Source organism: Streptomyces sp. DSM 41931 (assembly GCF_050271085.1).
Taxonomy (GTDB): domain Bacteria; phylum Actinomycetota; class Actinomycetes; order Streptomycetales; family Streptomycetaceae; genus Streptomyces; species Streptomyces albogriseolus.
In genome coordinates this window covers 1-21,707 of sequence record NZ_CP189902.1, presented here as the reverse complement: position 1 = coordinate 21,707, position 21,707 = coordinate 1, and the positions used below count along the sequence as shown (strand labels likewise).

Annotated in this window: 18 protein-coding genes and 6 pseudogenes; 13 read left to right on the top strand and 11 right to left on the bottom strand. The window is 71.0% G+C overall.

Going from position 1 to position 21,707, the window contains the following annotated elements; translation table 11 throughout:
- Nucleotides 1-11 precede the first annotated feature (11 nt).
- The gene (locus tag ACP7TJ_RS00120; RefSeq protein WP_266543646.1) at nucleotides 12-179 is read right to left on the bottom strand and encodes a hypothetical protein; all 168 of its coding nucleotides are present in this window, start codon (nucleotides 177-179) and stop codon (nucleotides 12-14) included.
- Nucleotides 180-575: 396 nt separating this feature from the next.
- Between ACP7TJ_RS00120 and ACP7TJ_RS00115 the strand changes: the two genes are divergently transcribed.
- The 5 genes from ACP7TJ_RS00115 (at nucleotide 576) to ACP7TJ_RS00095 (ending at nucleotide 5,655) form a co-directional block, all read left to right on the top strand.
- Entirely contained in the window at nucleotides 576-662 is an 87-nt protein-coding gene (locus ACP7TJ_RS00115; protein WP_313896904.1) for a putative leader peptide, read from the top strand.
- Nucleotides 663-733: 71 nt separating this feature from the next.
- On the top strand, nucleotides 734-1,297 hold the full coding sequence (locus ACP7TJ_RS00110; protein WP_427761570.1) for a cysteine dioxygenase: 564 nt from the start codon (nucleotides 734-736) through the stop codon (nucleotides 1,295-1,297).
- Nucleotides 1,288-1,710 (top strand): rhodanese-like domain-containing protein, encoded by a 423-nt coding sequence (locus ACP7TJ_RS00105; protein WP_208841075.1) that lies wholly within the window; start codon nucleotides 1,288-1,290, stop codon nucleotides 1,708-1,710. The genes ACP7TJ_RS00110 and ACP7TJ_RS00105 overlap by 10 nt, the downstream gene beginning before the upstream one ends.
- 242 nt (nucleotides 1,711-1,952) lie before the next feature.
- Nucleotides 1,953-2,411: a hypothetical protein gene (locus tag ACP7TJ_RS00100; RefSeq protein WP_387791630.1), complete on the top strand. Its 459-nt coding sequence runs from the start codon at nucleotides 1,953-1,955 to the stop codon at nucleotides 2,409-2,411.
- Nucleotides 2,404-5,655 carry a tetratricopeptide repeat protein gene (locus tag ACP7TJ_RS00095; protein WP_427761568.1) on the top strand — a complete coding sequence of 1,084 codons (3,252 nt, stop codon included), beginning with the start codon at nucleotides 2,404-2,406 and terminating at the stop codon, nucleotides 5,653-5,655. Before ACP7TJ_RS00100 ends, ACP7TJ_RS00095 begins: the two co-directional genes overlap by 8 nt.
- 182 nt (nucleotides 5,656-5,837) lie before the next feature.
- Here ACP7TJ_RS00095 and ACP7TJ_RS00090 read toward each other — a convergent pair.
- A pseudogene (locus tag ACP7TJ_RS00090) lies at nucleotides 5,838-6,371 on the bottom strand (hypothetical protein); the annotation flags it as partial.
- A 40-nt stretch (nucleotides 6,372-6,411) separates the two neighbouring features.
- Nucleotides 6,412-6,621 (bottom strand): annotated as a pseudogene (locus ACP7TJ_RS00085) (transposase family protein); the annotation flags it as partial.
- Nucleotides 6,622-7,355: 734 nt separating this feature from the next.
- On the opposite strand from ACP7TJ_RS00085, the gene ACP7TJ_RS00080 reads away from it, so the two are divergent.
- The gene (locus tag ACP7TJ_RS00080; protein ID WP_403162602.1) at nucleotides 7,356-8,327 is read left to right on the top strand and encodes a zinc-binding dehydrogenase; all 972 of its coding nucleotides are present in this window, start codon (nucleotides 7,356-7,358) and stop codon (nucleotides 8,325-8,327) included.
- Nucleotides 8,328-8,603: 276 nt separating this feature from the next.
- Nucleotides 8,604-9,128 carry an aldehyde dehydrogenase family protein gene (locus tag ACP7TJ_RS00075; protein WP_427767233.1) on the top strand — a complete coding sequence of 175 codons (525 nt, stop codon included), beginning with the start codon at nucleotides 8,604-8,606 and terminating at the stop codon, nucleotides 9,126-9,128.
- Here ACP7TJ_RS00075 and ACP7TJ_RS00070 read toward each other — a convergent pair.
- Both ACP7TJ_RS00070 and ACP7TJ_RS00065 read right to left on the bottom strand, forming a co-directional pair.
- Nucleotides 9,023-9,313 (bottom strand): DUF6233 domain-containing protein, encoded by a 291-nt coding sequence (locus ACP7TJ_RS00070; protein ID WP_380884749.1) that lies wholly within the window; start codon nucleotides 9,311-9,313, stop codon nucleotides 9,023-9,025. The two genes, ACP7TJ_RS00075 and ACP7TJ_RS00070, sit on opposite strands and share 106 nt — an antisense overlap.
- 467 nt (nucleotides 9,314-9,780) lie before the next feature.
- A complete protein-coding gene (locus ACP7TJ_RS00065; RefSeq protein ID WP_427761566.1) occupies nucleotides 9,781-10,329 on the bottom strand; it encodes a tellurite resistance TerB family protein in 549 nt (182 codons plus the stop codon).
- A gap of 538 nt (nucleotides 10,330-10,867) precedes the next feature.
- Here ACP7TJ_RS00065 and ACP7TJ_RS00060 point away from each other — a divergent pair.
- From ACP7TJ_RS00060 to ACP7TJ_RS00045, 4 genes and pseudogenes are all read left to right on the top strand, one after another.
- Nucleotides 10,868-11,134 carry a hypothetical protein gene (locus tag ACP7TJ_RS00060; protein ID WP_367544257.1) on the top strand — a complete coding sequence of 89 codons (267 nt, stop codon included), beginning with the start codon at nucleotides 10,868-10,870 and terminating at the stop codon, nucleotides 11,132-11,134.
- A 276-nt stretch (nucleotides 11,135-11,410) separates the two neighbouring features.
- Nucleotides 11,411-11,746, top strand: a complete 336-nt coding sequence (locus ACP7TJ_RS00055) for a hypothetical protein (RefSeq protein ID WP_427761563.1) — start codon at nucleotides 11,411-11,413, stop codon at nucleotides 11,744-11,746.
- A gap of 30 nt (nucleotides 11,747-11,776) precedes the next feature.
- Nucleotides 11,777-12,594: pseudogene (locus tag ACP7TJ_RS00050) on the top strand (IS5 family transposase).
- Nucleotides 12,595-12,873: 279 nt separating this feature from the next.
- Nucleotides 12,874-13,535: pseudogene (locus tag ACP7TJ_RS00045) on the top strand (alpha/beta fold hydrolase).
- Between the two features lie 611 nt (nucleotides 13,536-14,146).
- Here ACP7TJ_RS00045 and ACP7TJ_RS00040 read toward each other — a convergent pair.
- The 5 genes and pseudogenes from ACP7TJ_RS00040 to ACP7TJ_RS00020 all read right to left on the bottom strand — a co-directional run.
- Nucleotides 14,147-14,563 carry a lasso peptide biosynthesis B2 protein gene (locus tag ACP7TJ_RS00040; protein ID WP_427761561.1) on the bottom strand — a complete coding sequence of 139 codons (417 nt, stop codon included), beginning with the start codon at nucleotides 14,561-14,563 and terminating at the stop codon, nucleotides 14,147-14,149.
- Between the two features lie 116 nt (nucleotides 14,564-14,679).
- Nucleotides 14,680-14,937, bottom strand: coding sequence for a lasso peptide biosynthesis PqqD family chaperone (locus ACP7TJ_RS00035; protein WP_246532203.1), 258 nt, complete (start codon nucleotides 14,935-14,937; stop codon nucleotides 14,680-14,682).
- Complete coding sequence (locus ACP7TJ_RS00030) at nucleotides 14,934-16,805, bottom strand: asparagine synthase-related protein (RefSeq protein WP_427761559.1); 1,872 nt, start codon at nucleotides 16,803-16,805, stop codon at nucleotides 14,934-14,936. Before ACP7TJ_RS00030 ends, ACP7TJ_RS00035 begins: the two co-directional genes overlap by 4 nt.
- A 135-nt stretch (nucleotides 16,806-16,940) precedes the next feature.
- The gene (locus ACP7TJ_RS00025; protein WP_167745171.1) at nucleotides 16,941-17,048 is read right to left on the bottom strand and encodes a keywimysin-related RiPP; all 108 of its coding nucleotides are present in this window, start codon (nucleotides 17,046-17,048) and stop codon (nucleotides 16,941-16,943) included.
- A gap of 927 nt (nucleotides 17,049-17,975) precedes the next feature.
- Nucleotides 17,976-18,358: pseudogene (locus tag ACP7TJ_RS00020) on the bottom strand (transposase family protein); the annotation flags it as partial.
- 98 nt (nucleotides 18,359-18,456) lie between these two features.
- On the opposite strand from ACP7TJ_RS00020, the gene ACP7TJ_RS00015 reads away from it, so the two are divergent.
- Together ACP7TJ_RS00015 and ACP7TJ_RS00010 are read left to right on the top strand one after the other, a co-directional pair.
- Complete coding sequence (locus ACP7TJ_RS00015; protein WP_427761557.1) at nucleotides 18,457-18,864, top strand: hypothetical protein; 408 nt, start codon at nucleotides 18,457-18,459, stop codon at nucleotides 18,862-18,864.
- A 320-nt stretch (nucleotides 18,865-19,184) separates the two neighbouring features.
- On the top strand, nucleotides 19,185-21,236 hold the full coding sequence (locus ACP7TJ_RS00010; RefSeq protein WP_427761555.1) for a phosphocholine-specific phospholipase C: 2,052 nt from the start codon (nucleotides 19,185-19,187) through the stop codon (nucleotides 21,234-21,236).
- A 287-nt stretch (nucleotides 21,237-21,523) separates the two neighbouring features.
- Here the strand turns inward: ACP7TJ_RS00010 and ACP7TJ_RS00005 are convergent.
- Nucleotides 21,524-21,707: pseudogene (locus ACP7TJ_RS00005) on the bottom strand (hypothetical protein); the annotation flags it as partial.

The window sequence follows — 21,707 nt, the reverse complement described above, 5'->3', positions numbered from 1 at the left end:
CCGGACAGACCCTAAGGGTGCAGTTCATCCGTCCGGGATGTCTCAAGACGGTTGAAGCCGGCGAGGCGCGGTGAGACGGCGAAGGGGAAGGATTCGCCGCCGGGGGTCTTGAGGGCTGCCACGATGGCATGGTCCGGTGCGCCGAGTATCTCGAAGTGCTGCACGGTGCAGTGCTCCATCACCTCACAGTTCAGCCGGGGGACCGGTTACGCGGCAGCCCGTTCGGGCACCGCAGCCGCTTGGTGCACAGCACGTCGGCGTGGTCGGGCAGGCCGGTCGATGTGCAAGCGGGCCGGGAGCGGTGATCGGCCCGACGGCACGGACGTCGTTGGTGACCCGGCCGTGCTCGTGCGGGGTCTCGGCCAGGCCCTGGAGACGGTCCAGCCAGTGTGTGGGGGGGCGATGACGTCTCCGAGGAGCAAGGTCCCGCTGGCGAAGCTCCCGGACAGGATCCGATGCGGTCGGTGACCTCGCCTTGGCACACCGCCGGTGAGGCCCGGCACCGGTTTGGGCCGCCCGCCGCCACACTGTGAGAGGCACTTGCCCCGGCGCACGGCCTGCTGTACTCATGGAGCATGAGCGACACTGCACCGCACCTGTGGCGAAGGGTCCACATGGACCTCCTTCGCTACGCGGGCTGCCTGTGTCGTCCGTCCTGCTGAAATCGCCTTCCCTCCTTGCGCCGCGCTCTGTGTGATGCCCGCGCGCACCCAGCGAACCCAGGACGGTACCCATGTCCCTCAGGACGATCACTTCTGCTCCGGTTCAAGTCACCTCTGCCACACAGAGGTTCGCCGACTCCCCGGGCCCCACCCCTGCCCAGCTTCTCGAATTCGTGCGCCGCACCGCAGCGGACGCCGACCTCGTCTCCGCGCTCCCACTCGACCCCGAAGGCCGTACCTGGGTACGCCTTGAGGGCCCGGGTGGCAGCGAGGCATGGCTCATCGGCTGGCCGCCCGGCACGGGTACCGGCTGGCACGACCACGCTGAATCGATCGGCGCCTTCACCACGGCGACGGGCGAACTCACTGAGAACGCGCTCGCGGTACGCCTCCCCACCGCGGGGTGGAGATCCCTGGAGCTGGCCGGAGGCATCGACCGCCGACGCACGTTGCCACGCGGCGCGAGCCGGGCCTTCGGCCACCACCACGTACACGAAGTGCTGAACGAGTCACGCACCGAGCATGCCGTCTCCGTGCATGCCTACTACCCGCCGCTGCCGCTGATGCGCCGCTTCAGCCGGACCGGTTCGGTGCTCAGGCTCGAGGAGATCGAGAGGCCGGAGGACTGGCAGTGAGCGGAAGCCTGTCCATCGACGAGCACCTGGCGCGGGTCCGCGCCGGGCTCGACCGCGTCGGCCCGCAGGAGGCGTACGCGGCGGCTGCCGACGGGGCGCTGCTGGTCGACATCCGGTACGCCGAACTGCGCGAGCGCGACGGGCTGATCCCCGGGGCTCTCGTGATCGAACGCAACGAGCTGGAGTGGCGGCTGGACCCAGTGGGTTCCCACCGCGTCCCGCAGGCCACGGATCACGATCAGCGGATCGTGGTGATCTGCAATGAGGGGTATGCCTCGAGCCTGGCGGCCGCATCGCTGCACCAACTGGGGCTGCACCGCGCGACCGATCTGATCGGTGGCTTCCAGGCGTGGCGTGCGGTGGGCCTGCCTGTCAGCGCACCGCAGGACCGTGCGGGGCCGGCGCTGCCGTGAGCCAGGTGTGTGACTGCGTGACGGGACGTGTCGGCACCCCCTGCCCACCGGGGACCGCTCGTGCAGCGGATGACCAGCAGCGGGCGCGGCCAGGGGGATCCTTTCCGCTCCACCGGGCGTTGTACTGACGGAGGCGTAGGAGTGGGAGGGGCGGTGCCGGCCGGCCGCAGGCGCCGCCGGGGCCCGACGTGCCCGCTCCGGCCGCCCGATGCCGTCCGTTCCTGCGACATGGAGGAGATCCGGTGCTCGACCAGACCCTTGCCGCCCTCGCTCTGTCCGGTGCCACCACCGTGGTGGCCGCAATGGCCACCGATGCCTGGGAAGCGGCGCGGACCGGGACCGCCAGGCTCCTCGGACGAGGTGAGCCACCCAGGCAGGCGACCGTCGAGCACCAGTTGGACGCCGACGCCGAGCTGGTCCTGAGCGAGGCCGACAGTCCCGGAGTGCGACGGGAACTCGTGCCGGTCTGGAACCGCAGACTGGCCGCCTTCCTTCGTGAGAACCCGGCCGCCGCAGACGAACTGCGTGCGCTGCTGGACGAGATACGCCCGGCCCTGCCGCAGGGAGGGTCCCGCTGGGTGCAGCAGGTCACCGCCCACGGCCACGGCACAGCGTTCGGCGTCCAGGGCGGTGACATCCACTACCACGCGGGTCCCGCCACGCCGGCGGCCGGCGAAGCCGCGCAGGCGGACCGTGGGTGAGGAGTGCGGGTCCGGGGCCGGGCGGCCCACGGTCCCACCGTCCGTCCAGCAGAACGTCACGGCTGTCGGCGGCTTCGCGTACGGGGTGGTGGGCGCCTCCGTCCACGTCTTCGGCGACGGGCTGCCGCTCTACGTGCTGGAGGAGTGGCGTCCGCCCGCGGACACTGATCCGGAGTTCCTCCGTGAGTTGCCGAGCCGGATGCTCAACGCCCGTTTCGCCGTCGTCGAGTTCACCGGCCGGCGGGACGAACTCGCCGATCTGCACCGCTGGTGCCGTGACGGCCCCCGGCTCGCGGCCCGCTGGCTGCACGGTCCGGGCGGGCAGGGCAAGTCCCGGCTCGCATCCCGCTTCGCCGCCGAGGCCGTCGAAGCCGGCTGGAAGGTGATCACGGCCACCCACGGCCCGGGCAGTGTGCTGCCGCCACCCGGGAGCCAGGATTTCCGCGCGGACGGGGCGGCCGGCATGCTCCTGATCGTCGACTACGCCGACCGCTGGCCTCCCACCCACCTGGCCTGGCTGCTGAGCAACGCGGTCCTGCACCAGTCCGGGGTGCGGACCAGGGTGCTGCTGCTCGCCCGTACCGCGGACGCGTGGCCGGCTCTGCGGGCCTCCCTCACCAACCAGCAGGCGGGCACCTCCACCCAGTATCTGCGGCCGTTGGAGCCGGACGAGGGGAGTGGAGACCGTCGGCTGATGTTCGACGCGGCGCACCGCGCCTTCGCAGCCCGCTACGGGCTCGACAACCGCGCCGTGGCCGTCCCGGTCCCCGGCCATCTGGACCACCCCGACTTCGGCCTCACGCTGACGCTGCACATGGCCGCGCTGGTCGCCGTCGACGCCCACGCCGTGGGCCGCCCGCCGCCGGAGGGGGATGCGGCGGGCCTGACGATGTATCTGCTGGACCGCGAGCACGCCCACTGGGCCCGGCTGTTCGGTGACGGCACCCATGAGCTGGACCCGTCGAAGCGCACGTTCCGGACCGCGCCGGAGGTGATGCGCCAGGCCGTCTTCGCGGCGGCGCTCACCGGCCCGTTACCCCGCTCCGCCGGTACCGCCGTACTCGTTTCACTCGGCATCGGACCGGCCGGACAAGTCTGCGGTGACCACGCCGTCTGCTACCCGTCGGACGGCGCTCCCGGCGCGTCCGCCCCACAGGGCGCAGGTCCCGAGGCCGGCGTGCCCGTACTGGAGCCGTTGTACCCTGACCGCCTCGCCGAGGACTTCATCGCGCTCACCCTCCCGGGGCATCGCGCCGACCATCCGTCCTCGCCCTGGGCGTCGGATGCCGTACGCACCCTCCTCGGCCGTGACGGCGACGGCACCGCCCCGGCCTGGACCCCGCGGGCGGTCACTTTCCTGGCCGCCGCTGCCGAACGGTGGCCGCACGTCGTCTCCGGACACCTGCAGCCGCTGCTGCGCGAGGATCCCCGGCTCGCGGTCGACGCCGGAAGCGCCGCACTGGCCGGTCTCGCCCGCGTCGACGGGCTGGACACCGCGGTGGGCCAGGCCATCGCCGGGCACTTCCCCCAGCACCGCCACGTCGACCTCGACGTGGGGATGGCCGCACTGACGGCCCGTCTCGGCGAGCGGCTGATCGCCGAGACGCCATGGGAAGACGAGTCACAGCGGCCGGTGCTCAGGGCGCTGATCCGCTCCGAGACCGCTGTTCGTCACTCGCACGCCGGTCAGTACGACCTCGCCGTCGCGGCGATGGAACGGGCGGTGGAGGACTGGGAGGAGGCCGTGGCCACGGTGCGGACCGCCTTCGAGACCAACCTGGCGGACGCCCTGAGCGGCCTCGGCAACTACCTCTGGCACGCGGGACGGACCGCGGAGGCCCTCGTGGCGAGCGAACGCGCGGTGTCCCTGCTGCGGAGCTGGGCCGATGCCACTGCCGACAGCACCGGTCTGCCGGCAGCACTCAGCAACCTCGGCCTCTGGCTGGCCGAGACCGGCCGTCGTGCCGAGGCCGGACAAGCTCTGGCGGAGGCCGTGGAACTGCTGCGTCCGGTGGCCGAGGCGGACCCGGAGGAGCACGGCCACCGCCTCGCGGCTGCTCTGCACAACCTCGGCACGTGGCTGGCCGACGAGGGCCGCCGCACCGAGGCCCTGGAGGCGACGGCGCGGTCCCTGGCCATCCGGCGCCGGCTCGCCGCCGTTCACCCCGAGATCCACGAACCCGATCTCGCCGACATCCTCGTCAACCTCGCTCGCGACCTTGCCGCGCTCGGCCGCCGGGCGGAGGCCCTGGCTGCCTCGGGCGAAGCGGTCGACATTCAATCCCGCCTGGTCCGCGGCAACCCCGCGGCGCACGAACGCGGTCTCGCAGGCTCCCTGTCCGGCCTCGGCGTCGACCTGGCGGAAGCCGGCAGGTGGGAGGAGGCCCTGGCCACGAACGAGCGGGAGATCGCCGTGCTGCGGCGGCTGGCCGAGGCCAACCCGGCCGGGTTCGAGCCGATGCTGGCCCAGGCACTGGACAACCGGGGCCAGTGGCTGGCGGAGACCGGCCGCCCGGCGGAAGCCCTGGCGCAGACCGAGGCGGCCGTGGCCATCCGGAGCCGGCTCTGGGAGCAATGCCCTGCGGTCCACGAGCGCCCGCTCGCCACCGTGCTCGGCAACCTGGGCATCAACCGGGCACGGGCCGGAAGTCCGGCCGACGGGCTGGAGCCCGCGATGCGAGCGGTGGCGATGCTCCGCCGGCTGGCACAGGCCAACCCCGCGGCGCACCAAGCCGAACTGGCCCGCTGCCTCAACAACCTCTGCGTGGTCCTGACGGTGCTGCGCCGATGGCCGCAGGCGCTGGCCGCCGCCGAGGAGACGGCCGCCCTCTGGCAGCGCCTGGCCACCGAGGATCCGGTGGCCCACGCGGCCGCGGCGGCCAGATCCCTGTACACCCTCGGCCTCTGCCGGGTGCTGACCGGCCGTCCGGCCGACGCGCTGGACCCGCTGGAACGCTCCGTCGCCGCCCTGCGCCGGCCCACCGGCACAGACGCCGCGGTACAGGCACCCCACCTGGCCCGCGGCCTCGACGCGCTCGCCCGCGCGTACCTGGCTCTCGGCCGTACGGACGAGGCCGTCGCTGCGGCTCAAGAGGCGCTCTCCCTGCGCGAGCGGCTCGCCGAGGAGGCCCCTGAGGTGCACGGGGCCGCGCGGGAGGAATCGCGGCGACTGCTCGCCGGACTGCGGAGCGTCACCCCGGCGCAACGTCCGCGCCACCGCCGGTGGCCGTGGCCACCGCGGTAGGCGGATCCCATGGCGTACGTTGTCGCCCGAAGCAACCCGGCCTGCACTTCACGCTCGTCGAGGTCGTGTACGGCCCGCACTTCGCCGCTGCGGCGCACCCGCTCAGCCGGTTGACGTGTCCGGTGCCGCATCGCGCGCTTCGGTGAGCGCTCGCTGCCTGAGATCGGCGCCGAGGGCCGGCTGGCCGCGTTCCGGGCGAGGTCCGTCAGGAGCACACTCGCGATGCCGTCCAGGTCGCGGACCATTGCCGGGACGGCCGTCACCCCCTGGCTCCGCAGCAGCTTCCTGACTCCCGCCTCGAACCTCTGGGCGCCGGCCACAGCACTCGGTTTGCGCGACCTGCTTCGCCCACAAGAAAGCACGATGACACCCTCGGCGTCGTACAGGACACCGGTCAGGCCTTCGAACGTCGGGCTGTGGTCGTACCACTGGTGCCCCACCTCGAGCTCGGTGTTCCGGTCGATCGCCGAGAGGAGGTCCCCGGCAATCAGTTTTTTTCCGGGCCTCCTCCGCCGCCGCTCTCCGCGCACCCTCGATGATCTCCGTCAGCACCGTCCGCGTCACCGACGCGGCGGCCCACGCGGTCGACCGAGAGACATGCATCGAAGTCACGTCCCTGAACACCGCTTGACGAGAGAAGGCTTGAACGGCAAGACAGCCATGACCCAGGCGGTCCCCGGACCGCTGCCTTCAGGGCGTGCGGGCTGTGCGGTCATCGGAAGGAACGCTCCTTGCCGTCGGAGCCAGTGAGCCTATTCAGCGTTGCCTCTCCAGGGTGAGAACCGCGGCGGCGATGTCCGTCATGCGGTTCGGGCTGCAGCGGCTCCGGCGGAAGATCCGCCAGGACTTCAGGCGGGCGACGCCTCGTTCGACGGGAGCTCGGGCCTGGGCGAGTGCCCGATTCAGCGTCCGTTCGGTCGGTGACAGTTCGCCGTTGGGCGGTCGGCGGATGGCTGTGGTGGCCCAGGAGCGCACCGGCCCGCTCCTCCATGATCGGAACAGGTGGCCGAACGCGCCGCGCACCGTTTGTACAGCGTCGTACGGGAGATCTCGAGCAACTTCGCGATCGACGTGATGGTGTTCTCAGGCTGCGCGAGCAGCGCGGCGGGCGTGCCGGATCTGGCGTCATGGCCGGTTGCCGACCGATGCGCTCTCCGCGGGCACAGGAGCCGCCGCCAAGCCCTCGTGAGTGCCTTGCACGATCAGTTTGCGAAGATGACCTGTACGACCACGAGGGCTACACCGTGGCCGTGCTTGCCGACGGAGTGAGCCGGAGCCGCTGCGATTCACAGGCGCCGGCGGTGAGGGGGCCACCTTCACCAACGGCCGGTGGGATCTCTACGACGGGACTCAGGGCTGCCCCCTGGCAGTGGCGGTGCGGGCTGGTTCGGGTGCCATCAACGAGCCCGTCAAAAGCCCCAGATGGCGGTGTTCTGCATGGTGAGCGCGCTCTGTGCTGATCTCAAGCCGGCTACGCGGACATCTTCCGGAGTCGTTTGTCGATGACTGTAGGAGGCGCTTGCTGACTGGCTTCGTGGATGTCGCTTTGTTTTGGCGGCACTCGGGGGCTTGAGGTGGGGGCTTCTCGTGCTTCTCCCGCTGAGGGCCGTATGGGCAACTCTCAGAGGAGCACCTTGACCTCAACCGGACTTGAGGTTGAAGGCTGAGCGGGATGCTGTCTCCAGCGAAGGGTGTTGCTCATGCGTGCGATCCAGGTGGCCTCGTTCGGCGCTCCAGAGGTGCTGACCCCGGTGGACCTGCCCAACCCGGTGCCCGGCCCCGGCCAGGTCATCGTCGGCATGGCCGCGGCCGACGTCATCTTCCTGGACACCCTGCTGCGCGGTGGCTGGGGCCAGGACTTCTTCCCCCGGACGCTGCCGTATGTGCCGGGCGGTGGTGGAGCGGGCAAGGTACTGGCAGTCGGTGAGGGAGTGGACCCGGCATGGGTCGGCCGGCGCGTAGCCGTACGAACCGGCACCGGTTATGCCGAACAGATCGTCGCAGGCGAGGAAGAGGTTATGCCGATCCCCGACGGGCTGGCCGCCGCGACGGCGGCCGCACTGGTGCACGACGGCGTGACCGCGCTCAGCCTGCACCGGCTGGGCGCGCCGCAGAGGGGCGAGTGGGTGCTGGTCTCGGCGGCGGCCGGTGGGGCGGGGGCACTGCTGGTGCAGCTGGCCGTCGACGCCGGAGCCCGGGTGGTGGCCGCCGCATCCAGCGACGCCAAGCTGAGCCTGGCCCGCGAGCTGGGTGCCGAGGCCGTCGTCGACTACACGCGAGCGGACTGGATTGAGCAGGTGCGCGAGGCGACCGGCGGCGGTGCCGCACTCGTCTACGACGGCGCGGGCGGGGCGCTCGGTACGGCCACCGTGGATGCTCTTGCGGACGGCGGACGGTTCGTCACCTATGGCACCGCCGACGGCTTCGCCGCCCCGGACCGGGAGTCGGCCGCACACCGGGGCATACGGCTGCACATGCCGCTCATGGACGGCCCGCCAAATCAGAAGACTGCCCGGGCACTGCTGGGTTCGGCGCTGGAACGCGCCGCCCAAGGGAGCCTGCGCCCAGTGATCGGTGCCACCTACCCGCTGGAGCAGGCCGCCGAAGCCCACCGCTCCCTGGCCGCACGCACCACCGTGGGCAAGTCACTGCTGCTGATCAACGACAAGTAGGACTGGCTTCGTGCGTGGGGGAGTGCGAACAGGTCAGACTGCTATGTCCATGTCTTGATGACGCGTCAGAGAAGAGGGGACACGATCATGCGTGTAGGCAGGCGGTTCGTCTCCCGAACCTGAGTTCGTCGCGGTTGCCGGTCTTCAGATGACGCGATCGACTGGGGGCCCGGAGGCGCCGAGCACTGGTCTGGCGCGGCGTCAGGGCGCGATCCCAGGTCTGCCGTAACGACGCTCGACATGGTGATCCCGACCGTGGTGCGGTCGCTGGTGCTGATGAACGGGCAGTTCTGCTGCACCGGCTCGCGCGTTCTCGTTCACCGGGACATCGCCGACCAGGTGCGCACGCGGCTCACCAGCGCGCTCGCGCAGGTGCGGCTCGGCTCGGGCGGCGACGGTGACGGCACTGTCATCGCCCAGGCCCGTCACCTGGCAACGCAGTTCCTCACCCGGGTTCAGACCGAACAGGGCTTGCCAGTCTCGCAGCGTGCGCTGGATCTGACGCAGCTGGTGGTGAGCGAGCTGGTCACCAACGCCCGCAAGTACGCGCCCGGCCCGGTGCTGATGGACCTGAGCATCGTGGGCGACATGGTCGAGGTTGTGGTGTGGGACTCCCATCCGGTGCTGCCGGTGGCCCGGGCCGCGGACGCCGGACGGGTGGGGCAGCATGGGCTGGAGATCGTGATGGCCGTCTCTCAGGGCTTCGAGGTCCAGCGGGAGCCGGTCGGCAAGCGCATCAGCGCCCGCATCGCCTTGCTCGACGACCCTGGCGGGGCCATCGCTGGCCGCAGCCCTCTGTAGCGTCGTCGCCTGGGACATCCGGTTGCGGTCGGCCGCGGAACGAGGCCGCAGGGGCAGTCCGAGATGCCCAGAGCCGTGTCCGGCCGGCAGTGGACGCACGCCGGTACCTGCTGGCGCAGTGCCTCGATCGCCTGCTGCCGGGTGACCGGACGGCACCGGCCGTCTCCTGCTGGACGACAGCCCATGCGGATGTGCACTGGGCGAACCTCACCGAACCGCTGTGCCTGTTGGACTGGGAAGGATGGGGCATGGCCCCGGAGGGGTTCGACGCCGCCACTCTCTACGCCTACTCGCTGCTCCAGCCGGACACTGCCGCCCGCGTCCGCGCCGCCTTCCCCGTGTTGGGCAGTCCGGCCGGCCTCGCCGCCGAAGCGACCGTGTGCGCCCAGCTGCTCAGACCGTGGCCCGCGGAGACAACCTGGTCCTCGAAGGACCGCTTCGGAACTGGGCTGGGGAACTCCGCCGCCGCTGAGCCCGCGTGCTCGCCTCGACCATGAGGTCGACCACGCCGAGTGCGACCCCCGACCAGGGCGCCGGACGGGGCGTGCCGAGTCTTGCCCCGCAAGGGATCAAGAGATTGATCATGACCTCACACAGGCTCTGGCCGGATCGCTGATCGGGGCGGACGCAGGGGTCGTATCAGAGCCGGGACTCAGAGCTGGAATTCGGCTGGGGACAGCCCCAGCGTCGCGCAGGCTTCGCGCAGGACCGTCGCCTCTGCCTGGGTGAAGTGGCCGTCGGCACCGGCGATGACCATGCCGGTCTGGATCACGGCCCGGGCCTCGGCGGGCTTCTTGGCGGCCTTGGCGATCTCCTGCATGGCCTCGGCCTTGCCGTGCTGGAAGTTCATCGTGAGCTGGTCGACATGCTTGTTGAAACGCTGCCGCAGCTGCTCCGGGGGGAAGTTCTGGAGCACGTCGTTGCTGAGGATCATCGACTCGACCTGCTGCCGCTCGGCCGGGTCCACCTGCCCGTCGGCCGCCGCGACCAGCGCGCACACCGCCATACTCGCGTCCCGGTAGGCACCACTCTTCAACTCGGTCTTCAGCGAGCCGAGCTGCGTCTTCAGCACACCGATCAGCTGGGCCTTGCTGCCACCGCCGGACCTCGTCCCTCCGCTCTGCCCACCGGTGGCGCCACGCCCGCCCTGATTCTGCTGGAGAGCCTTGGCCTGGTCCTTGAGCTTGTCCCAGACTGCCATTGAGTCACCTCGGTCATCGTCGGAAGTCATCTCGAACCCGCTCCCGCGCGCTCACTGGCCCAACGCCCGCCCCCGGGCAAAGGTTCCGCAAAACGCGCACCTCTCTCATCACCTGTTTCTCCGGTGCCCGAAACGGTGATTGCCCGCACCCGGTGATCGGGTACGGGCAGTCGCGGTGACGCCTGGTGTCAGGCGCTGTTCCGCCGCGTCACGAACCGCCACACGACACGAGGGAAAGGACATTTACAGTGTCGGCACCCACGGCTACCGCACGGCTGGGCCGACCGGTCCCCGCACAAAGCGACGCCCTCATACAGTTCACTGGCCGTCCCGCCGGACTGCGTATGAACCCTCATCTGCCCAACGGAATACGGAAGATGACCCCAGCCCAGCGGTTGGACCAGATGATCCGTACCCGGCGGATCCAGGCCTTCCCCCATTCGGTGCTGACCGAGCCTCGGTCAGCCTTTCCGGACGCCCACCCGACCACCTAGCTCACCTGATTGCCGACCGTGGCTTTCCGCCCTGGGGCGTCGTCGTGGCCCGCGACAAGATGCTCCAAGGCGGCGGAGGCGTCGTCGCCTACCTGCCGCAGCAGGCCTACGACGAACTGCCCTCCTCCGTGCGGCACTGGGCTGTGCCGGTCCGTACGGACGGTACCTTCGGCGACTGGACTGACGAACCGGTGACTGTCTCGTGCCGGGAGCACCGCGACCTGCCGCCACTATGGACGGATACCGAGATCTGGCAGTGGAATGCAGCCGCCCACACCCTCGTCATGCACCCCACAGGCACCGTGGCCTGAACGGGGCCTCGGACCACGGGCAGCGGTCGCTGCGCCTGCCGTGTTGCTGAGTTTTGCCGCCGTGAGGGGGTCGCCGGGGTCCGGTGGGCGGAAGGGCGGCAGGTTTCCGGGGTGGCCGGGCGTGCCACGGCAGGTGGATCAGCGGTATTTCACGCGACCCGCGTGGACCCCGCGCCCTACGATCCCCGGGAGGGCCGGGTGAACGGGGGGGCGGGGGTGCGTGAGGACCTCAGGGGCGGGACAGCGGTAGCGGTGCGTCTGGCGGGAGGTGCGCCGTTGCGGGAGGTGTTGGGTGGCGCCGAGGCCGGTGACTGGCTTGTGCTGGATGCGGCAGTGCGGGGGGTGGCCTGGTGCCGGTCGCGGCTTCTGCCGGAGTGGGAGCACACCGATCCGCTGCCGGCCGAGTTGACGCATCTGGGTGAGTCTCGGCTCGCGCTCGCCTTGTGCCACCGGGACGGGCGGGTCCGCGAGGCGGCGGTGCGCCGGTCGGCGCGTTGCCCCGGTCTGCTGCCGCTGATCGTGATCCGCTGCGCCGACTGGGCCGAGCCGGTGCGTGAGCGCGCCCGCTGCGGCGGCGTAACTGGCTCTAACAAAAGCTGTTTGATCATGTGACTGTCTGCTTGATCGTTCGTTGATGTGGTCATGGGGAAGCGTCAGTCGCGGCCGTGGATCGTGTCGGACGAACTGTGGTCGCTCATCGAGCCGTTGCTGCCCGAGCCGCCGCCGAAGCAGGTAGAAGGCCGGCCGCGGGTGCCCGACCGCCAAGCGTTGTGCGGGATCCTGTTCGTCCTCCACACCGGCATTCAGTGGGAGTACCTGCCCCAGGAGCTCGGCTTCGGCTCGGGCATGACGTGCTGGCGGCGTCTGGCGGCCTGGAACGAGGCCGGAGTCTGGGAGAAGCTGCACCAGCTGCTGCTGAACAAGCTGCGGTCGAAGAACCAGCTGGACTGGTCCCGGGCGGTGATCGACTCATCCCACGTCCGGGCCGCACGCAGGGGCCCAAAAGCGGACCCAGCCCGGTCGACCGCGCACGGCCGGGCAGCAAGCACCACATCATCACCGACGGCCAGGGCATCCCGCTCGCGGTGTCGCTGACCGGCGGAAACCGCAACGACGTCACCCAACTCCTGCCGCTGCTGGACAAGATCCCGCCAGTGGCGGGAGCCGTGGGCCGGCCGCGCAGGCGGCCCGACATGCTCTTCGCGGACCGCGGCTACGACCACGACAAGTACCGCCGGCTTCTGCGGCAGCGCGGGATCCGCCCGGTGATCGCCGAGCGTGGCCAGCCGCACGGTACCGGTCTGGGCACCTTCCGCTGGGTCGTCGAACGGACGATCTCCTGGCTGCATGGCTTCCGCCGCCTACGCATCCGGTGGGAACGACGCGACGACATCCACGAGGCCTTCCTCGGACTCGCCGTCTGCCTGATCACCCACCGGCACGTCCAGAGGCTTTGTTAGGGCCAGTAAGCGGGAGGCTGGGCTGGACGGCTGAGTTCGCCTGGAAACGCGCCTCGGGAACGAGCGCCGAGAGCCACCGGCAACCAGCGCGTCCATCCCCTCCGGGGCTGTGAGAGCTGCCGGTCGGGTCTCGACACCAGCCCCGGTAGTGACGTAAGTGAGCCGTGGGCCGGATGCCGGTCAGTTGACGGAGGCTGTCGGTCCGGTGGCCGAGCCGTTGTCGTGGAGACATCGCATTCCGCCCGCTACCCGGGCGGGCGGGACTGCGAGGAGCGGACCATGCCGTTGGTCACCACCGGGCGAGGGAGTCGAGATCTTCTGCAAGGGCTGGGGTTCGGGCCGGCCGGTCATGTTCCGCCACGGCTGGCCGCTGAGTTCGGACGGCTGGGATGCCCAGTTGCTGTTCCTCGTGCGGCGGGGCTACCGCGTCGTCGCCCACGACCGCCGCGGGGGACGGGCGCTGCGCCCAGGCCGGCCACGGGCACGACATGGACGATTACGCGGCGAAAGGCCGCCACAGTGGCCCGGTGGTCCCGTGGTCGCGTGGTCGCGCGGGTGGTGGAGAGGTCGCCCGGTACATCACCGGGCGCGGTGCCGGCCGGGTTGCCGGGGCCGTCCTCCTCGCAGCGGTCCCGCCGCGTGGCTACCGACCGCTTCCGGTTCAACCGTCCGTGCGCGGACGTCTCCCGGAGCGTCATCCGGAACGGGTGGTGCCAGGGGGTGGCCGGCAGCGCGCCGGCGCATCACGAGGGGATCAGAGCGTTCGCGGAGACGGACTTCACCGACGACCTCTAAGCGTCCTGATCGCCAACTTCGCCCGGTCAGCGCTCACGTTGGCCGGGCAGGGGGACGTGAAGGTCTGCCCGGGCCTGTCGCACGGTGTGTGTACCGTCAGTGCCGGCACCGTCAACGCAGACCTCCTCGACTTCATCAGGAGCTGACCCGGCGCCAACGAAGTCGAGGGCGGGCCCGGCGGGTTCGTCATCTGCGAACGCGGGGAGACACACGCCTGCCTCGCCGCCTGCCTCGCCGTGTCCCGGTTGCGGGAACTCGTCCCGCAGCTGCTCGAGCTGGTCGGCGGATCCGTCGGGTACGGCATCCGCCTGCTGTGTCCGTTGTGCCGCGCCCGCTGGAGCAGCACGCCCGCCGACGTAGGCGTCGGTGTCGACGGGAGGTACCGCCGGAGCTGCGTGCACGGTGACACGGCCGGCGCATCGGAGTACGGCTCGCACGTGAAGGCGTCGAGTGCGGCGAATGATTGGACCGCCGCCGCTGGGTCGTCGGGCCCCGCACCGTGCCGTGTCTGTCCGGGGCTACCGGTGCTTGCGTCCTTGTCACGAACGCGATGCCCGTACCTGCCCGGCCTTTCTCGGCCCTGGCGGCCGCTCTGTGCTGCTGCCGGCGGCTCTTCCGCCTCACCATGCAGGACACGGTCCTGCCCCGCCCCCGCCGCACCAACGGTGAGCAGGATGTGCTGCGTGGTCAGCGGCGAGCCGGTACCAAATCACGGGACGCATGGGGATCACCGCAGGCAATGCGGACGCGCTGTGGCTCAGTCCACCGTGATGAACCGCTGGAAGTAGTCGGCGGGTGCGCCTTCGCCGACCAGGACGCCGTCCGCCTCCACCCAGGCGTGCGCGGCGAACGGCGGCTGGGTGCGGACGCCGACACACCAGGTCGGCCACTGACCGTGCAGCCGGCACAGCAGTACGGTGGCCAGGGAACGTGGCAGGCAGCCCTGCTGGCCGCCGGCGGCCAGGCTGACGGCGAGGACGGTCTCCCGTGCCCGGGCGGCCTCGGCGAGGGTCGCGGGCCGGGCTCTGGGGCGCAGCCGCAGCAGGACCGTGCGGATGCGGGCGGGGGGCTGCCGGGCGAGGAGGTGGGCGCAGCCGACGGCCAGCCGGGTCACCAGCCGCGGACCGAGGGGCACCGACCGGGGGTCGTGGGGGACGACTTGTGAGGTGGACACTGTGGCGATGCCTCCGTGACGAGGACGGAACGGGACGGGACGCGACGGAACGGGACGGGACGGGACTGAACGTGCGGGGCGGGGCCTGGAGCGGTGAAGGACTGCGGTGGTCCGGGTCAGGCGGCCAGGAGCCTTGCGGCGCGCAGCTCCTCGAGGATGCGGGTGATGTCCTCCTCGACCTGCTCGGCGGGCACGTCGTACCGGTCGGTGAGCGTCGTCACCGCCTGCTGCCTGCTCGTGCCGTCCAGCAGGGTCCGTACGATGAGCGCGGCGGTGGGGTTGAGGGTGAAGTACTCGCCGCTGTTCTGGTCGAGCAGCGCCATGCCGTACTCGGTGTCGGCCGTCACCACTCCGGGGCGCAGGGTCATCGTCATGCTGTGATACCTCCTGTGTCGGTGTGCGCCGGCCGCAGCGGGCCGCGGCGTCGTTCGCGTGCGCGCAGCCACACCTCGCAGCCGACGGTCGGGTGCAGCAGCGCGCTCTCCAGGTCGGCGGCGAGCGGCCGGAGGCACCAGTCGCGCAGGGCCGCCTCGTCGACGAGGCCCAGCTCGCGCAGGCGGGAGTCCTCCCAGAGGGCGAGCAGGGCAAAGCGGTGGCGGCGCAGTCCGGTCTCCTCCTCCAGGGCGGCGTGCGCCTTGGTGGTCCGGTGCCGGACGGAGTCGGGGACGACGCCCCGCATGGCCTCCTCGATCAGCGGCTTGTACCGCCATGGCGTCACCCGCTCCTGCGGGCGGACGGCGAGGGCGGCTTCGACGAGCAGGTCGTCGTAGTAGGGCGCGGCGAAGGTCACGCCGAGCGGCTCGGACATCTGCTGGACGTGCCGGGCGAAGCGGGCCAGGGTGCGCAGGGTGGCCAGCTCCCGGTGTCCGCCGTGGCCCGGGGCGAGCGGCTCGGTGTCCTTGGCCTGCATCTGGATGAGCGCGCGCACGGCCTCGACGGCGGGCCTGGTGGCCCACGGGGGCAGTCGCGGCGGGGTGCCCCAGGTGAACAGCGGGGTCGACATGGGGGGTTGGGGGAGGGTGAGGTCGTGCGCGGCCCGGGCCAGCCAGGAGCCGTACGGGCGGCGGTCCAGGAGCTGGGCGATGGCTGTGCGGCGGGACCAGCGGTGCCGGGAGGTGAAGCCGCGGGCGAGCCGCCAGGCCGTACGGGGATGGCGCGCAAGCAGTCCGTGCACGTGTGCCGAGGCACCGCTGAACAGTTCGTCGCCGCCCATTCCGCTCAGGTGCACAGGGGAGCCGCGCTCCGCGGCCCGCTCGATGATGTACATCCGCCGATGGCGGTTGACCGCGTACAGCGACGGGGTGTCGAGGTCGTCGTCGAGCGTGTCGACGCGGTCGAAGGTCAGGGGTACGGCGGTCGCGGGCACCACATGGTGTTCCACCGCGTCCAGCGCCTCCACCGTGCGGCGCGCATGGGCGACGTCGTCGCCGAGGACGTCGTGGACGGCGGCGGTGTAGGCGACGGTCTTCGCGCCCGTGCGGGCGGCGGTGGCGACCACCGCGGTGGAGTCGACGCCGCCCAGGTCGGCGCTGACGAGTTCGCGGCCCGTGATCCGTGCGGCGACCGCGTCGGCGAGGCGCTCCCGGAGCAGCCGGGCGCCTTCGGCGAGCGGCAGTTCGGCCGGGGGCGGGCTCCAGCAGCGGCTCGTGCGGAGCCGGCCGTCGCGGTCGAGCAGGACGCGCCGGTCACCGGGGACGACGTCGACGCCGCGCCAGACCGTCTGGGTGGTCAGCGGGTGCAGGATTCCGGGACTGAGCAGGTGCACGGCCAGGCGCGCCTCGTCCAGGTCCGCGCCCGCCATGTCGGCCAGGACGTCGGCACGGTCACAGACGAGGTGGGCGCCGTGGGTGCCGGGCACCTGGGCGGCGAAGACGCTGCGGATGCCGGTGACGGTGCCGCGGACCAGCGTCCTGCCGTCGAGACTGGCGATCAGGTGGTGGCTGCCGGCCCATCTGCTCGCGTACGCGTCGGCGGCCTCGAGCGATCCGGCGCAGGCCGCGTGTTCCGCTTCCTCCTCGGTCACCGCGTGCTGTCCGAGCACGGCCAGCCGGGCGGGCCCGCACGCCACCGCCGTCAGGGCGTGGTCGGGCCAGCGGCCGATCAGCCAGGGCCGTCCCGACGGATGCGCAATCTCCCGGGTCGCGCACGGCCGGGCCCGCGCGGCGAGGGACGCGACGGCATCGGTGTCCGGGAAGACCAGGAACCAGCAGGCCTGGGCGGTGGACGACGGGCCGGTCACCATGGGCGGGTCCTTCCGGTCGGGGACGGTCGGCGGTGTGCGGTCAGGCAGGTGGGCGGCACCGGCGGCGCCGCCCACGCGCTCGACCAACCCAGCCAATTACGTGCACATGCCAATCAGCGGGTCGGCGGGAGAAGGTCAGAGCAGGCTGTGGCCGCCCAGCAGGTCGGGGCTGCCCGTCCCGGCCAGGCCCGTGACCTTCTGGAAGCCGCCGACCTTGGTGAGAGTGGGACGCTCGTAAGCCATCGTCATATCCCTTCGTCGATGAACGTGCTCTCGATGAGCGCGGGTTGTCCCGCCTGATACCTGAGCCGGCGCGCCACACCATCGAGGGCGACGCCGGCGCAGTGCACCAAGCTAGACGTGCCGTTTCCCCCGTCACAACGGGGTTCACAAGCCATCAGAGGCCCACCTCCGCCCCGGTACTTTCGTCGCATCCGCCTCACCGTTCACATGATGCGAGCAGCCGGTCATACTCCGCTCAAGACGGGGTACTGGCATTGCTCTCACTCAACGGGCGGGAAGGCTTTCAGGTCACAGGGCGCCGGCCGTACGGCCGGCACGATGCGCCAGGACACCGCTCTGACGTCGGAAGACACAGCAGCCACAATTCCGATCGATGACACCCGCCGGCCAAACGCCGCCCCGCTGGCCGGGACGCCGTCCTTGCGGCTTCCGGCCGCGACGCCGCCAGGCGCTGCCATGAGGCACGATGCGCGGCACGCGCCCCGGGCGCGCCTCATGGCCGACCAGACTTCCCCGCTGATCGACGGCCAAAGCCCGCACGCGACAGCGTCGCGATCACCCGGGCCGAACTCCGCGCGTGCGGACTGCCGTGCCTTTCCAGTAGTCCTGCAGCGGTGCTCACTCGGCCGTTGAGACCAGAAGGCACGGCAATTGCGCTACTTCACCAGGGTGACCCGCTTGCTCGAACTCAGAGCAGGTCCCTTGTCCGTGAAGCAGTACTCGGAATGATCCTCACGTTGGAGGACGGCCCCCATGCTCTGCTTTCTCCGTGAGGAACTCCGCAGCCCTGCGCTCGGCTTCTTCCGGGCCGAGCATGTCAGTTGGTCCTCATCACGTAGTAGTCGCGGTACTTCCTGTGCGCTGGAATGGCCTTTGCCCGAATGGAAGTCGAGGAAGACCACCTTTCCATCGACGTTCGCGACATTTTCAGCGTTGCCTCTTCAGGGTGAGGACGGCGGCGGCGATGACGGACCTGCGGTTGGGGCTGCAGCGGGCCCGGCGGAAGATCCGCCAGGACTTCAGCCTCGCGACGCTTCGTCCGACCGGGGTTCGTCCGACCGGGGTTCGTGCGGCTGACAGTGGTTGATCGTTTGCTGGGTGGGGTTGAGGTCTTGGTACGGGAGGCGTCTGATCGGCGTGGTCACTCAGGAGCCGGCGCCGATGTAGGCGCGGTCGGCGAGGACCGGAACGCCTTGGCGTTCGCAGGTCCGGATGATGCGACGGGCGCGGGCCGCGGTCAGGTCGTGGGTGCGGCCGGGCAGAGCTGGCGCAATCCACAGCAGCTTGCCGGTGGGATCGGCGACGACCTGTGTCGGCGTGCTCGCCTATGTGCAGAGCCGCGTACGGATGACGTGCAGAGCAAGGGGACCCGTGAGGCGCGAGTGTCGTTGTTCGAGATGATCAGGCGGTGTCTCTTCGCTACTTCAATCAGACCGGCTGGACCGCGATCTTCAGCGGCACCGACACCGAAATCGGCCGCATGGTGCGTGTAGAGGGCTGGGACCAGGCGACCGGGACGGCTCTGGTCGTCGATCCCAAGCGCGGCGCACTGCGTCCGGTGACGGACTACGAGGACTTCTCCCATCTGGAGCGAGCCGACCAGGTCGTGGCCGCGGTGCCTGGTGGAGGGTGGCAGGTGCACTGGAAGGACGAGGGTCCAGGGGGAACGCCGCTGACGGAACAGGTGCTGGCCTGGCTCATCACGTCGCAGGGGCGGGCGACGGCCATCACGGTCGATGCCCAGGGGCATGTTGAGGATGCCGATGGCGCCGACGCCTTCATCCCGCCAGGCAAGGACCCGGGCCCGGCGGGATGATCGCGGCCGGGGCGCCGTGATGGACCCCGAGCGGGCCGCGGTGCCGTTCATCTGCCCGTCGCGCAGCGTCTTTGCCAACAGTGTCGCGACGCCGGAGGCGGCCAACCGGCCCGCGGTGGTCGGCACGAATGCGCCGTCCGCGTCTCCGTCACGACCCGGCCCCTCACGGGGAGCGCGCTGCCGCATCCTGCGTACCGGCGACTTTCACACCCCCGTCATGCGCCCCTTCCCTGGCGTTCGGTGCCCCTGAAACACTCCTTCCGCGCAGACTCCGTCACGCTCCGGCCGCCCCGCACCTCGAGACGAGAGGTCCGTCCCACATGCCCGAAGCCAACCGGCGCCGTTTCCTCCAACTCGCGGGCGCCACCACGGCCTTCAGCGCCCTGTCCGCCAGCATCCAGCGCGCCGCCGCCCTGCCGGCCAACCACCGCACCGGGTCGATCGAGGACGTCGAGCACATCGTCGTCCTCATGCAGGAGAACCGCTCCTTCGACCACTACTTCGGCACCCTGAGAGGCGTCCGCGGCTTCGGCGACCCCCGCCCGGTCACCCTCGGCAACGGCAAACCGGTCTGGCACCAGGAGAACGACGGCACGGAACTGCTGCCCTTCCACCCGGACGCCGACGACCTCGGCATGCAGTTCCTGGAGGGCCTGCCGCACTCCTGGCCCGACGGCCAGCAGGCCTACAACGGCGGCAGGTACGACCGGTGGGTGCCCGCCAAGGGCACCACGACCATGGCGTACCTGACCCGCGAGGACATCCCCTTCCACTTCGCCCTCGCCGACGCCTTCACCGTCTGCGACGCCTACCACTGCTCGTTCATCGGCTCCACCGACCCCAACCGCTACTACATGTGGTCCGGCTGCACGGGCAACGACGGCACCGGCGGCGGCCCGGTCCTGGACAACGCCGAACTCGGCTACGGCTGGACCACCTACCCCGAGCGCCTGGAACAGGCCGGCATCTCCTGGAAGATCTACCAGGACATCGGCGACGGCCTCGACGCAGCCGGCTCCTGGGGATGGATCCAGGACGCCTACCGCGGCAACTACGGCGACAACTCCCTGCTGTACTTCGACACCTACCGCAACGCCCAGCCCGGCGACCCCTGGTACGACAAGGCCCGCACCGGCACCGACGTCAAGAACGGCGACGGCTACTTCGACCACCTGCGCGCCGACGTCAAAACCGGAAAACTGCCCCAGATCTCCTGGATCGCCGCCCCCGAAGCCTTCTCCGAGCACTCCAACTGGCCCTCCAACTACGGCGCCTGGTACATCGCCCAGGTCCTGGACGCCCTCACCTCCCACCCCGACGTCTGGTCGAAGACGGCCCTGTTCATCACCTACGACGAGAACGACGGCTTCTTCGACCACGTCGTGCCGCCGCTGCCGCCCAAGGACACCTCCCGCGGCCTGTCCACCGCCGACGTCACCCCCGACCTCTTCCCCGGCGACGGCCGCAGGACGGCCGGTCCTTACGGGCTGGGCCCGCGCGTGCCGATGCTGGTCGTCTCACCCTGGAGCAAGGGCGGCTACGTCTGCTCCGAGACCCTCGACCACACCTCGATCCTGCAGTTCATGGAACGCCGCTTCGGCGTGCGCGAGACGAACATCTCGCCGTGGCGCCGGGCGATCTGCGGTGACCTGACAGCCGCGTTCGACTTCTCCCGCAAGGACACGCGCCCCGCCCCGCTGCCCGGCACCGACACCTACGAGCCGCAGGACCGTCAACGCCACCCCGACTACCGGCCCACCCCGCCCGCCGACCCCCGCATGCCCCGCCAGGAGCGCGGACTGCGCCGCTCCCGGCCGCTGACGTACGCCCCGCACGTCGACGCCTCCGTCGAGGCGGCCGCCGGCACCCTCACCCTCACCTTCGCCTCCGGCCCGAAGGCCGGCGCCGCCTTCCACGTCACCTCCGGCAACCGCACCGACGGCCCCTGGACCTACACCACCGAGGCCGGCAGAACGCTCCGGGACACCTGGAACTCGGCATACTCCGCGGGCTCCTACGACCTGACCGTGCACGGCCCGAACGGCTTCGTGCGCGTCTTCAAGGGGTCGAACAGCACAGCCGGCTGCGAGGTCACCGCCCGCCACCGGGGCGACAACATCGAACTGACCTTCACCCACACCCACACCGGCACGGCACGGCTGCGGATCGCCGACGGCTACGGCGGCAGGCCCTCGCCCGTCACGGTCCGCCCGGGCGAGACCGTGCGACGGACCGTCGACCTCACCCGAAGCCGCCGCTGGTACGACCTCACCGTCACCGCCGACACCGACAAGGCCTTCCTGCGCCGGTTCGCGGGACACGTCGAGAACGGACAGCCCGGCGTCAGCGACCCGGCGATCATCACCGCGTAGCCGTGGCGAGGCGCCCCGGACCGTGCGGCCCGGGCACCCACGCCGCTCCGGCCGCGGCCCGAGCCCGGAGACCCCTCTGCCACGGCCCGTATACGGACCGCAGAACCCTCCACGCACTGCCCACTGCTCGTCAGAAAAGCAGGGGTGCACACGAGTGCCTCTGACCGGGCGGAACAAAAGCGGGCGGAGACCGCTTCCCAGATGGCCAAAGACCGCCTCCCGCCGATGAAGCGGCCACCCGATACGGAGTGGAGCCAGGACGGCTACGCACGGCGGAGTGGGACAGCAAGGGAGGCGTATGTGGCGAACACGACGACGGGCCCGCTCCCGGCCCACAGGGCGAGCTGGACCGCATTGGTGGTGGTGCGCACCCCGAGCCGCTCCAGGACCTCGTCCTTCTCCAGCGAGCACACCGCCACCATCGGGGAGCGGTGGCCCACCAGCCGCCACGCCTGAGCGGTCTGCGCGAGC